Here is a 14323-nt window from a genome sequence, read left to right on the forward strand (position 1 = left end):
TACAGGAGATGATATATCTGTACATTTAAAGGAATGAATATTCATTCCGTAGGTAGTGGTTTAATAGAATTGAAAAAAATTAATAGGATAATAGGAATGAACGTTCATTCCGAAATGATAGTTTTAAAAGAATAGGAATGAATATTCATTCCGCACTTAACGTGAAACGCTAAAAACGGGAGATGATTCAAATGAGCAAGCTAAAAAGTTGGAGAAGTTTATCTTTTCTATTATGGATAGTTATTACTATTACAATGATCGTAACGATGCCTAATATGGATAAATTAGTGAAAGAAAAAGGGCACATTACGATTCCTAAAACAGAACAAAGTAGTATTGCTGACAAAATGATAAAAGAAATGGATAAAGACGGGACTGAAAAATACGAAATTATAGCCGTTTTTAATAGTGGAAATAAAGCTGCTTTAACTACTGAGCAAAAAGAGGAAATAATAAAAACAATCAACGCCCTGCAAAATGAAAAAGAGCAATTAGGAATAAAGGAAGTTGTTTCACATTTAGATAATAAAGACTTGGAGAAACAGTTAGTTTCTAAAGATAATACGACTATTTTAACGCAAATATCAATAGATAAAAAGCATGGTGAAATATCAAAAGTTGCAAATAATCTTCATAAAAAAGTACAAACGAAAGGGGTAAAAACGTACTTAACAGGAAGTGACTTAATAGCGGGTGATTTTCTTAAATCTTCTCAAGAGGGAGTGAAGAAGACTGAAGTTATTTCAATCATTTTCATTCTTGTAGTATTAATCCTCGTATTCCGTTCACCAGTTGTTCCGATTGTTTCTCTTCTTACAGTCGGTGTGTCGTATTTAGTTTCAATGGGGATTATTGCTCATCTTGTAGATCAATTTAATTTCCCATTTTCAAACTTTACGCAAGTGTTTGTAGTCGTCGTCCTGTTTGGAGTAGGAACAGATTATAACATTTTATTATTTACGAGATTTAAAGAAGAATTAAGTAAACAAGAAAATGCATTTTTGGCCACGAAAGAAACATTTAAATCGGCAGGTAAAACCGTATTATATAGCGGTATAGCGGTACTAATTGGTTTTGCATCACTTGCGTTAGCGAGTTTTAAATTATATCAATCTACTTCAGCGGTAGCAATTGGTGTTTTAGTATTACTACTCGTATTAACGACTTTAAATCCATTTTTTATGGTGCTTTTAGGAAAAGGAATGTTTTATCCAGTTAAAACATTTAAAGGTCATGAGGATAGCCGCTTATGGGGATTCTTTGCGAAAAACTCAGTAGCAAGGCCATTTGTTGCTTTAATCATCGTATTCGTGATATCGATTCCTTTCGTATTAAAATACTCTAACATACTTAATTACAATGATTTATTTGAAGTAGATAATAAGTATGAATCAAAGATGGGGATTAACGTCATAGAAGATCATTTTCCTCCTGGTTTTTCTTCACCAAGTACGTTAGTCATTCAATCGAATAACAAGTTAGATGAGGCGACCTCCCTACAAACTTTAGATGAACTAACTGATAAAATTTCGAAAGTTAAAGGAGTTTCAGAGGTATATTCACCGACGCGTCCAACCGGTGATAAGATAAAAGAATTATATATAAATAAACAAGCCGGAGAACTGAATACAGGATTAGGAGATGCCAATGGTGGCATAAAAGAAATTAATAATGGATTAACGGATGCGAAAGATAAAATGAGTAGTAATGATTCAAATAGTCTCGCAAATGTTCAAAAGTTAATTGATGGAACGAACGAGGCGAAAAACGGTGTATCAGCATTAGGAACTGCTTTAAATCAATTATCGAATGGCATAAACGACGGTGCCAAAGGAGCGCAGCAAATCGAGAGTGGTTTAGCTTCAGTAAACGAAAATATAAGTGTATTATCAAATGCAACTTCACAGCTTCATGCTGGTTATGCACAATTAGAAAAAGGTTTAAGTTCTTACGATCAATATTTCGGAAGTATTTCTCAAGCGATTGATGGCGCGAAAAAAGGTTATGAACAAATTGAAATGTTAATGACCAATTTCATTCAAACGAAACCAGAATTAGCAAATGATCCGAACATACAGCAAACGATAGGAATTGCTAAAGAGGCTCAAAAGCAATTAAGTGTACTATCAAAAGAATTAAATGAATTAGCGACGCAGCATAAAGCAGCTATGGGGTCATTTAAAGAAGCGAATCAATCATTATTGAAAGTCGATAACGGCTTAAAAGAAATGAGCAATGGAGTTACTAAATTACAAAAAGGGGCAGTTGATCTTAAAAATGGATTAAATGAAGGTGCTTCAGGTTCAAAACAAATTGCGAACAAGTCATCAGAGTTACAAACCGGATTAACAAAAATAAATGATGGGCAAGGCCAGCTATTAACTGGGCTGAAAGATTTGCAAGAAAAGATGGGGCAATTACAATTAGGCTTATCTAAAAGTACAGAAGGGCTTGGGAAAGTAAGTAACGGCCTAAATGACGCACAGAAATATTTAGGCGAGCTAAATGAATCAAAAAGCTCAGAGAAGTTTTATATTCCAAAAGAAGTTTTAGAGGGAGAAGATTTCCAAAAAGCTTTGAATACGTATATGTCACACGATAGAAAGACTGCTAAAATGACAATCATTTTAGACGTGAATCCGTATTCAAAAGAAGCGATGCCAATTATTCAAGAAATCAATAAAACGATAGATGGTACTTTAAAGGGGACCGAATTAAATAATGCGAAAACAGCAATTGGAGGGACAACAGCTAGAAACGTTGATTTAAAAGAAGTAACCGGGCAAGATTTCTTACGTACGGCTACAATTATGTTAATTGGAATTGCGATCGTATTAATCGTGATTACACGTTCATTATTAAACACAATCTTTATTATTGGATCATTAATATTAGCGTACTTTGCATCACTAGGTATAAGTGAACAAATTAGTAAGCATGTATTACATGTAGATGCATTAAGCTGGAATGTTCCATTCTTTAGTTTCATAATGATTATCGCTTTAGGAGTGGATTATAGCATTTTTGTAATGATGCGTTATAACGAGATAGAAGGTGATTCGGTAACGAAAATTGTAAATGCATCTCGTCACATAGGAGGAGTTGTATTATCAGCGGCACTTATTTTAGGTGGTACATTTGCTGCATTAATCCCTTCAGGTGTATTGACTCTTATACAAGTAGCATCCGTTGTTGGCGTTGCACTATTACTATTAGCTATCATTGTGATGCCAATATTGTTACCTGCTTTAATAGGGTTAACGAGTAAAATGAAGGATTATACAAAGAAATTAAGCAAAAGAAAATAAAAGAATCCCCTTTTAAAAGTGTGTCATTTACCACAAAGGAAGGGAAAAAGAAAACAGTAAAAACACCAGCACAACGATTAGGGATTACTGGAAAAGTGTTTGATTTAGAAAATATAATTTACTTTAGATAGTTCACTCAAATAATGGTGGACTATATTTTTTTAAAAGGTAAATAGAAATTTATGTTAAAATAATTATAGAGATTGTGAAAAAATGTTCTTAAACTAAAGGTTAAGTTACTTTAAGTTTGAAGGGGTGATTGCAGTGGAGTAAGTGATCTTTTTAATCTTGGTTAAATACTTTGAGGGAAGGGATTTATAACTATGAACACAAAACTAATAATAGTAGAAGGTTTACCTGGATTTGGAAAATCAACCACTGCAAAGCTAATAAATGAAATTCTAAGCCAAAATAAAATTGAAGTTGAACTATTTTTAGAGGGAAATTTGAACCACCCAGCCGACTATGATGGTGTATCTTGTTTTAATAAATTTGAATTCGATAGATTATTATCTAACAGTGGAGATTTTAAAGAAGTGCTTCTTAAAAGAGTTCTAAAAAAAGGAAACAATTATTTATTACCATACAGAAAGATAAAAAATGAGTTTGGTGACCAGTTTTCGGATGAATTATTTAACACTATTTTTAAAAATGATATATATGAATTACCATTCGATAAAAATGTTGAATTAATTGCTGACAAATGGAATGACTTTGCTGAAATTGCTCTAGAAGACAATAAGGTTTATATCTTTGAATGTTGTTTCATACAAAATCCATTAACGATTGGGATGATTAAATATGGTGAACAAAAAGAAAAAATAATAAATTATGTAATGAAAGTTGCAAAAATCATAGAGAATTTAAATCCAATGTTATTGTATGTAGAACAAGATAATCTTGAATTTTCATTTAGGAAGGTATTAAAAGAAAGAACCCTAGAATGGTCCACAGGAATTGTCGACTATTACACTAACCAAGGCTATGGAAAAGAACATAACCATTCAGGTGTAGAAGGAGCGATAAAAGTTCTTGAAGCTAGAAGGAATTTAGAGTTAGAAATATTCGATATGTTAAAAATGAAAAAAGAAAAAATTAATAATACAAAATATGAAATTGACTCATATAGGTCAATGTTAAAAGATAAGTTAACAATACAAATGGTGAAATAGCTTTTTACACTAACTGGTGCAATTCTTTAAAAAGACATCGCTGTTTTTGATACTTAAAGTAACATATTGTGAAATATTGTACTTACGCTAACGGGTGCTTTAGTTGAAGAAGGAAATAAAAACGCTCAGAATATTTTCTGAGCGTTTTAGTTTGCTATTTATAATGCGAAATGCATACAAATTATTGTGTTATTTCTAATGGTTATTAGCATTTTTCTCTCCCTAAACTGAACCCGTTATTTCAAAAGGGTTTTTTTCTTATTTAATAAACTTGTCCATCACATCTTTATATTTTGCAAATTCCTCGTCTTTCATATCGCCATTCATCTGTAAAAGGAAATTACCTTTTGCGTATGTATGAGAGAAAAACATAGGAGATGAGTTTCCTAATTCATCGTAATATTTCTTAACTTTCTCTAGGTCGTCTTTCTTTGTAATTTCGAATAATCTACCGCCTTTATCTTCACCGAGCGCAGGTACGATAATACGTTTTCCTTCTTTTCGAAGATTACCAAATTCTTTTTCTGGAAGTCCAGTTGAATTTTCTGCTTGTAGACCAGCACTTTTAAATTCAGAGATAATTGAATCTACTGTTACTTTCGTTTCTTTTTTTTCTTGTTTTGATTCAGTAGGCGTTTTTGCATTGTTATTACCACAGCAACCAGTTAAAGAAGCTAAAGATATACATAACGCACCAATTATTAATGTTTTCTTCAAAAAAACCTCCTTAAAGTTTATTTTATTTCTGTACAATCTTATTTCGTTAAAAATAAGAATTTTATTCATGGATGAAAAGAGATGAATAGCAATCAACCGTTGCTATTCATCCATCTTCTACTATATAATAGCTATAGTCTACAATAAGTGAATCGTAATTTGCGGTTTTTAAGACAATCGGTGAGAAAACGCTGAAATAAGCGGTATTAGTAGGAGGACACAAATGATTACAGTAAGTAACGTTAGTTTGCGCTTTGCGGATCGCAAATTATTTGAAGATGTTAACATAAAATTCACGCCAGGTAATTGCTACGGTTTAATCGGAGCGAACGGTGCTGGTAAATCAACATTTCTAAAGATTTTATCTGGAGAAATCGAACAATCAACAGGTGACATACATATTACGCCAGGTGAGCGTCTAGCAGTATTAAAACAGAATCACTTCGAATATGAAGAGTTCCCAGTATTAGAAACAGTAATTATGGGTCACACGCAACTTTACAAAGTAATGCAAGAGAAAAATGCCATTTACATGAAAGAAGACTTTAGTGATGAAGATGGTATGCGTGCTGCTGAACTTGAAGGTGAGTTCGCTGAGCTTAACGGTTGGGAAGCTGAGTCAGAAGCTGCAATCTTACTAAAAGGACTTGGTATTGGTGAAGATCTTCATGATAAGAAATTGTCAGAATTAACTGGGGCAGAGAAAGTAAAAGTATTACTTGCTCAAGCTTTATTCGGTAAACCTGACATTCTATTACTAGATGAGCCTACCAACCACTTGGACTTAAAAGCGATTCAATGGTTAGAAAACTTCTTAATGAACTTTGAAAATACAGTAATCGTTGTATCCCATGACCGTCACTTCTTAAATAAAGTTTGTACGCACATGGCTGATCTTGATTTCGGTAAAATTCAACTTTATGTTGGTAACTATGACTTCTGGTATGAGTCAAGCCAATTAGCTTTAAAATTAACACAAGATGCTAATAAGAAAAAAGAAGAGAAAGTAAAAGAGTTACAAAACTTCATTGCACGCTTTAGCTCAAACGCATCTAAAGCGAAACAAGCAACTTCTCGTAAAAAATTATTAGATAAAATTACATTAGATGATATTAGACCATCATCACGTCGTTATCCATTCGTTGGCTTCACACCTGAGCGTGAAATAGGAAATGACTTATTAACTGTTGAAGGTCTTTCTAAAACAATTGATGGTGAAAAAGTATTAGATAATGTGTACTTCACTTTAAATAAAGGTGATAAAGTTGCATTTATCGGTCGTAACGATATTGCGATGACAACATTATTTAAAATCCTTATGGGTGAAATGGAGCCAGATAGCGGTTCGTTCAAATGGGGCGTTACAACATCTCAATCGTACTTCCCAAGAGATAACTCTAAATACTTTGAGAACAGTGACTTCAACTTAGTTGATTGGTTACGCCAATTCTCTCCACAAGATGAGTCAGAAAGCTTCTTACGTGGTTTCTTAGGCCGTATGTTATTCTCAGGTGAAGAAGTTAAGAAGAACGTTTCTGTATTATCTGGAGGCGAAAAAGTTCGTTGTATGCTATCTAAAATGATGTTAAGTGGTGCGAACGTAATCACACTTGACGATCCAACGAACCACTTAGACCTTGAGTCTATCACTGCATTAAACAACGGTTTAATTGCATTCAAAGGTACAATGTTATTCACATCTCATGACCATCAGTTCGTACAAACGATTGCAAACCGCATTATCGAAGTAACACCAAACGGTGTAATCGATAAAGAGGCAACTTACGATGAGTACTTAGAAAATGAAGAACTTCAAAAACAAGTAGATGCAATGTATAAAGGTCAATAATAAATAGTGAAAACCCTCGCTTTCTTTATGAGAGCGAGGGTTTTGTTGAAAAGAGGTGAAGACCAAGGTGCTAAATGAATAATTATTCAAATATAACATTAACGGTGGTAAGAAGTTGTAATGTTATGTTTGCATAGATTTTTGATACATAGATGAAATTTAATGTTTATAGGATTGAAGGAGTTAATTGTAACAGGAGAAGTGTAGTTTGAGTAATAAGGTCAAACTACACTTTTTCTTATGTGAAATATGTACCAAAATTGGAGATAGATTAGTTTGCAAATGAGGAAATAAAGGGTTATAGTTTGTGGAGTCATAATTAGTGGATGAGCCTTGGGAGAAAACAGGAAATGTTACAAAATTATTTTGTTAAATAGAAACCAAGGTCAAAATGTTTAGAAAGAAATAGTTGAATAAATAAAAGTTACAAATTATAATTACTAATATTCTTCATATAGTTAAACAAATAAAATCTATTTGAAGAAGAAAAATTGAATAGAGAGACAGACTTATACAAAATAAGCCTTGGATGATCAAAAGAGGTGGAGAGATGCAACAATTTTTATTAAAGAGTAAACGAGTATTAAGTAATCATTTTGGATTTTTCGTATTTGCCGTTATTTTACTTTGGTTAAAAACATATGCAGCATATGTGACAGAATTTAATTTGGGGATATCGAACACAATTCAAAAATTCTTACTGTTTTTCAACCCGTTAAGCTCAGCAGTTCTATTTTTAGGTCTAGCATTATTTGCAAAAGGGAAACGAGCTTACATTTGGTTAATTGTTATTAATTTGTTAATGTCTATACTTTTATACGCAAACGTAGTATATTATCGCTTTTTCAGCGACTTTATTACGTTCCCGACATTAACACAAACGAATAACTTTGGAGATTTAGGTGGTAGTATTTTTGCATTGCTACACTTATATGATCCACTATATTTCTTAGATACGATCATTCTAATTGTTTTAGTCGCAACGAAATTTGTAAATCCTAAACCAATCCGTGTTGCAAAGCATAAATTATCTTTAGTATTCGTAGCAGGTATTTTATTCTTTAGCGTTAATTTAGGTCTTGCAGAATCTGACCGCCCTGAATTGTTAACAAGAACATTTGACCGCAATTATATCGTGAAATATTTAGGTGCGTATAACTTTACGATTTATGACGGTATTCAAAGTGCGAAAGCATCAACCGAACGAGCATTAGCTGATGGAGATAATATGACAGAAGTTAGAAACTATCTTTCATCAACGTATGCAAGTCCAAATCCTGAGTATTTTGGTAAAGGAAAAGGAATGAACGTAATTTATATTCATTTAGAGTCATTCCAAAACTTTTTACTAAACTACAAATTAAATGGTCAAGAAGTTACACCGTTCTTAAACTCATTTACAAAAGATGCGAATACGTTATACTTTGATAACTTCTTCCATCAAACAGGACAAGGTAAAACATCTGATGCTGAGTTCATGTTAGAGAACTCAATGTTTGGATTACCGCAAGGATCTGTTTTTACAAATAAAGCTAATAACACGTATCAATCAGCACCAGCTATTTTAGGTCAACAAGGGTATACATCAGCAGTGTTCCACGGTAACTACAAGACGTTCTGGAACCGTGATGAAATTTATAAATCATTTGGTTTTAATAAATTCTTTGATGCGTCATACTATGATATGAACGAAAAAGATGTAGTAAACTATGGCTTAAAAGATAAACCGTTCTTTAACGAATCGATTCCGTTATTACAAACGTTGAAACAACCGTTCTATACGAAGTTCATTACGTTATCGAACCATTTCCCTTATCCTATTGATAAAGCGGAAGCAACGATTGAACCAGCTAAAACTGGTGATTCATCAGTAGATACGTACTTCCAAACAGCACGCTATTTAGATGAGTCTGTGAAAGGATTCATGGATTACTTGAAACAATCTGGTTTATACGATAACTCAATTATTGTTATGTACGGTGACCATTACGGTATTTCAGATAATCATAGTGCAGCAATGTCTCAAATAATGGGTAAAGAAATGAACTCATTTGAAAATGCACAGTTACAACGTGTACCTTTAATCATTCGCGTACCAGGAATGAAAGGCGGCGTACAACATCAATACGGCGGAGAAATTGACGTTCTTCCAACGTTATTACACTTACTAGGTACAGATACAAAGAATTATGTCCAATTCGGATCAGATTTATTATCGCCAGATCATAAACAAGTCGTTCCGTTCCGTAACGGTAACTACGTAAGCCCAACAGTTACTGCACTGAACGGCAAATACTATGATACAGCGACTGGAAATCCAGTAGAATTTACAGACGAAATAAAACAAAATGAACAAATGGTTCAAAAATCACTAAAATACTCTGACCAAGTTGTTAACGGCGACTTATTACGATTCTACACACCAGAAGGCTTCACTCCAGTAGATCGTTCTAAGTACAACTATAACCATCGTGATAAAAATAAAACGAAGGTGAAGACGACTGAAGACGGGGCAACGAAATAAATAATAAATAATAAAAAATCCTACTCGTATTCCATACGGGTAGGATTTTTTGTTTTAAGAGTTACTTTCGGATTTTTGGAGTGCTACTTTTTTTGGCATAAAACATGCAAATATCAGTGCTACAAAAGATAAGACTAACATAAATACATAGGCATCACTTGAGCTGAAGATAGAAGATAATTTTGTTACTTGCATAGCTGATATGTTCCCGTTATTACTAGATAACTGTAAAGTATGTGAAGTTGACTGAATCGTATACACTGTGATGATAACTGCTGTTCCAATAGCACCTGCTAATTGGCGAATCGTATTATTTACTGCGGAACCATGTGAACCCAGTTCTCTTGGTAAAGCGTTTAAACCTGCTGTATTTAAAGGCATAGAAATGAAGCTTAACCCAATTCGTAGAATAATGGTACGAACCATTAAATACATATAAGTTGTGGATTCGGTCAAATCAATTACACCCCACATCGAAATAATGATACATATTAAACCTATAATAAAGAGTGGTTTTGCACCGTATTTATCAAACATTTTCCCGGTGATAGGTGATAAGAAGGCATTAATGACAGCTCCGGGTAATAGAAGTAGACCGGATTCTAATGCAGTAAAACCTCGTCCATTTTGTAAGTAAATCGGTAATAGAATTAAATCCGCATACATAATCATCGTAATTAGTATATTAATGATTGAAGTAAGAGTGAAAATTTTATATTTAAATACGGATAAGTTTAGTAGTGGATCGCTAGACTTTATTTGACGTAAACAGAATAGAGTTGTAACGATTATTCCGATGATAATTGTAGTAATAACAACTGGATGATCCCATCCTTTGCTTCCTGCACTACTAAATCCAAAGATAATACAACCAAAGCCAATCGTTGATAAAATGACACTTACGATATCTAATTTTGCTTTTGTTGTTTCAGCAACATTCATTAAATATTTTAGCGCGAGAATAATAACGATTAATACAAATGGAGCTAATCCAATAAATAACCATCTCCATGAAACATATTCAATGATAAATCCAGATAATGTTGGAGCGATGGCTGGCGCAAAAATGATGGCAAATCCGATGGTCCCCATAATACTTCCACGCTTTTCACTAGGGTATAAATATAAAATAACAGTCATCATTAGCGGCATAATAATTCCTGCTCCAACTGCTTGAATCATTCTTCCTGTTAACAGAATGCCAAAATTCACGGCACATGCACAGAGAACCGTCCCAATAAACAAAGAGAGCATCGAGCTAATAAATAGCTGCCGTGTTGTAAATCGTTTCATTAAAAACGCAGTAATTGGCACGAGAACACCATTTATGAGCATAAAGCCTGTTGATAGCCATTGCACTGTTGCAGCCGTAACATCAAATACTTCCATTAAATTACTCATCGCCACATTTAATAGCGTCTGATTCAATGTTGATAAAAAACAGCCGGCAATGAGCACAACTAATATAATTTTTTTATTTCTTTCTGATATTTCCTTTTGCATTGGTAAACTCCTTCATTGTTTTCTTGATTTATCGACAATGTGTCGATAAAATTAATGGTAACAAAATAAATTTTCTTTGACCATGAACAGTTTTGTTGAAAATGTTCACTACTTGACATATAAGGTATGCACTGTCGAGTAAGTAAAGAGAATATCTATAAAGGAGTTTCAAAATGTCTACACCTAAAAAAGAAGATCCTCGTACAGTTCGTTCAAGAGAAATGTTTAAAAATGCTGTTTTTTCTCTCCTATGTGAGAATCCTAGTACTTCAAGTTTAACGGTTCAGAAAGTCGCAACAAAAGCAGGATTAAATCGGACAACATTTTACTTACATTATCAAGATATTCAAGATTTACTAGACCAAATCACAAATGAGATTTTAAACGAGCTTTCTAATAAAATTGTGGATTTAATACATGCAAAAGATTTATCAGAAAAACAAAAGCTAACACAATTACTTGATTATTTATATATCCATCGAAATTATTTATTTATATTATTTAAAATGAATCAATTTGAGGAACAACTATTTTTATTTTTAAAGCAATTAATAGAAACGAGAAGAGAGAATACGAAAAAGGATTTGCCAGATGACTATGTTGCGGTTGATATTAAAACAGCTTCTTTGGTAGGTATCATCATGTGGTGGATAAGGAATGGACTTCACTTTAGTTCAGATTATATCGCAAATCAAATTTATTTTATGTATAAAGGGTAATAAGTTAAAAATATTTTATGTATTGACGCATTGTATTATCAAGTGTAACACCTAAAGAAAAAAGCAAAAAAGGCCATCTCGCTTCGTGTAAAATAGAAGTTACTACACCACTTACTTACGTGGGAAACTGTCCATGAAGCGTTTCAGGAGGAACTGTCGCACTTAGATTGACAAATTGTCTTTAAAATAAAAATATGTATTGTGTAATTTCATATACCGTGCGTATATAATAAAATTTAAAAATAAAAGTACAATCATTGCACTGTGCATAAACAAGAATTTGGACTTAATTTTAGAAGAGATACAAGATAAGATATTAATAGAAAGCGATTTCAAATTCTAATTTTGCAAAGTTAGTATCTATACTTGCAATTCTATTTAAGAACAAGTATAGAAAGGGTGTATATCATATATGATATTAGATAGTCGAAGTATAAGTATTTTACAGCAAATTATTCAAGCAGATAGCTATGTTTCTGTATCTCAATTAATGGAAGTCATACAAGTTTCAAAGCGAACAATTTATTATGATATGAAGAAAATAGAAGATTGGTTAGTTGCAGAGGATTTAAATTCATATGAATATATTCGCCCTTTAGGCTACTGTTTTGATAATGAAACGAAGCAAAGAGTGATAAAAAAGTTAAATGGATTTACAACAAGCCAATATGAATATTCTCCACATGAACGAAAAATATTGCTGGTTCTTTATTTACTAACAATGGAGAAAAGGATTCTATTAGTAGACTTAATAGAACTTGTGCAAGTCAGTCGTAATACTGCTCTTGCTGACTTGAAAAAAATAAAAGCAGAGTTAGTGAAGTTTAAGCTCGCATTAAACTTTAATCGTAAACATGGCTACAATATTATAGGGAATGAACATGGAAAACGAAATATATTAATCTTAAATCTTTCACAAATAATTTCAAAGCATGGATGGGAATATTTAATATCGCATGTGAAATATATTACGAATGATAATAAAAGTGTAAAAGGTAATAAAGATCACGAGGAACTTCTTATAATAAAAAATATTTTATCGAATTGTGATGAGCTTTTAGGAGTTCAGTACACAGATGAGGTACTTGAAAGTTTAAGCGTTTACATGTATTTATTCCGCAATCGTATTGTAAATGGAAAATGTGTTGAGATGGAAGATGCTGAAAAGGATGTACTACGTGAAACAAAACAATTTGAAGCAGCAAAATATATTGCAAAACAGTTTGAAAGAGTATTTTTCGTGGATTTTCCAATAGACGAGATTTATTATATTACGACTCATTTGTTAGGAGCAAAAGTAAATGCTCAACAAAAAGACTTTGAAAAAAGTGAGATTGATGGAATACATTCAATGGTCGGATGTATGATAAAGGATTTTCAACATTATGCTTGTGTTATATTTCAAGATTTTAAAGGACTTGCTTCAGACCTATATATGCATATGAAACCGGCATTTTATCGCGTAAAGTACGGGATTGAAATAGAAAATCCATTACTTTATACAATCCAGCAAAATTATCAAGAGGTATATACTCTTACAAAAAAAGTGATTCATCATTTTGAAGAATATGTTGGAAAGGCGGTTTCAGATGATGAAATGGCATATATTACTATGCATTTTGGTGCTTGGATGAGGAAAGAAGGAATCGTTCCCAGTCCAAGAAAAACTGCGCTACTTGTTTGTCCAAATGGTATTGGCACATCACGTATGTTGCAGTACCAATTAGAGCAATTGTTTTCGAGTGTAGATATTTTAAAAGCAATTTCAAAGCGGGAATATGAATCAAATGCATTTGATGTAGATTGTATCATTACTACAACTGAACTTGAGAAGGGGAAAATTCCTATCTTTATGGTAAATCCAATTTTGACTGATTCCGAAAAAGCATCGTTACTACGAAAAGTAAATGTAGCTTTGTATGGCGAAAATCAAAATGATTCAGTTGATATGATGATGGGTATTATCCAAAAATACACAGACATTTTAGATGAAAAATCTTTGAAAAATGAATTGAGAGAGTTTATGAGTGGTCCGGTACATATTGATAAGGAGGAGAAATATAAGCCTATGTTAAACGAGCTATTAACTAGAGAATTTATTCAGCTTGAGAATCACGTTGAGGCGTGGGAGGAAGCAATTCGTGTTGCGTCGGAACCTTTATTACAAAGTGGACATATTTTTGAAGAATATATTTCTGAGATGATTGCGAATGTGAAGAAATTAGGCCCGTATATTGTTATTGCACCTAAAATTGCAATACCTCACGCTCGCCCTGAGGCAGGAGTTAAAAAGTTAGGGATGAGTTTATTACAATTAAAAGAAAGTGTTTTATTCTCAGAAAAACAAGAGCATGCTGTAAATTTAATTATTGTATTAGCAGCTATAGATAACGAAACACATTTGAAGGCATTGGCACAATTAAGTGAGATGTTATCTGAACCAAAAAACATAGAAATGTTAATGCATTCAAATTCAAAAGATAAAATGCTAGAAATGATAGCTAAATATTCTAATTAAAGGGGAGATTGAA

The 14323-nt window shown here is 32.7% G+C and carries 8 protein-coding genes; 6 read left to right on the plus strand and 2 right to left on the minus strand.

Translation table 11 applies throughout. From position 1 onward, the window contains the following. Positions 1-191 precede the first annotated feature (191 nt). Together ACP6L7_RS07650 and ACP6L7_RS07655 are read left to right on the plus strand one after the other, a co-directional pair. Positions 192-3308 (plus strand): MMPL family transporter, encoded by a 3117-nt coding sequence (locus ACP6L7_RS07650; protein WP_141533386.1) that lies wholly within the window; start codon positions 192-194, stop codon positions 3306-3308. Between the two features lie 323 nt (positions 3309-3631). Next, a complete protein-coding gene (locus tag ACP6L7_RS07655; protein WP_097830440.1) occupies positions 3632-4480 on the plus strand; it encodes a P-loop NTPase family protein in 849 nt (282 codons plus the stop codon). 258 nt (positions 4481-4738) lie between these two features. On the opposite strand, the gene ACP6L7_RS07660 is transcribed toward ACP6L7_RS07655, so the two are convergent. Continuing rightward, complete coding sequence (locus tag ACP6L7_RS07660) at positions 4739-5179, minus strand: stress protein (RefSeq protein WP_373605116.1); 441 nt, start codon at positions 5177-5179, stop codon at positions 4739-4741. A gap of 241 nt (positions 5180-5420) precedes the next feature. Here ACP6L7_RS07660 and ACP6L7_RS07665 point away from each other — a divergent pair, with 241 nt between their 5' ends. Then, entirely contained in the window at positions 5421-7046 is a 1626-nt protein-coding gene (locus ACP6L7_RS07665; protein WP_000633869.1) for an ABC-F family ATP-binding cassette domain-containing protein, read from the plus strand. Positions 7047-7596: 550 nt separating this feature from the next. Further along, positions 7597-9570 carry a lipoteichoic acid synthase gene (gene ltaS, locus ACP6L7_RS07670; protein ID WP_097830442.1) on the plus strand — a complete coding sequence of 658 codons (1974 nt, stop codon included), beginning with the start codon at positions 7597-7599 and terminating at the stop codon, positions 9568-9570. Between the two features lie 54 nt (positions 9571-9624). On the opposite strand, the gene ACP6L7_RS07675 is transcribed toward ltaS, so the two are convergent. Beyond that, positions 9625-11073 carry a DHA2 family efflux MFS transporter permease subunit gene (locus ACP6L7_RS07675; protein ID WP_098361713.1) on the minus strand — a complete coding sequence of 483 codons (1449 nt, stop codon included), beginning with the start codon at positions 11071-11073 and terminating at the stop codon, positions 9625-9627. A gap of 173 nt (positions 11074-11246) precedes the next feature. Between ACP6L7_RS07675 and ACP6L7_RS07680 the strand changes: the two genes are divergently transcribed. Next, entirely contained in the window at positions 11247-11792 is a 546-nt protein-coding gene (locus tag ACP6L7_RS07680; protein ID WP_097830444.1) for a TetR/AcrR family transcriptional regulator, read from the plus strand. Between the two features lie 412 nt (positions 11793-12204). Then, a complete protein-coding gene (locus ACP6L7_RS07685) occupies positions 12205-14310 on the plus strand; it encodes a BglG family transcription antiterminator (protein ID WP_430529016.1) in 2106 nt (701 codons plus the stop codon). Positions 14311-14323 lie beyond the last annotated feature (13 nt).

Origin of the sequence: Bacillus silvicola, assembly GCF_050524305.1 — a bacterium.
GTDB classification, from domain to species: domain Bacteria; phylum Bacillota; class Bacilli; order Bacillales; family Bacillaceae_G; genus Bacillus_A; species Bacillus_A cereus_AT.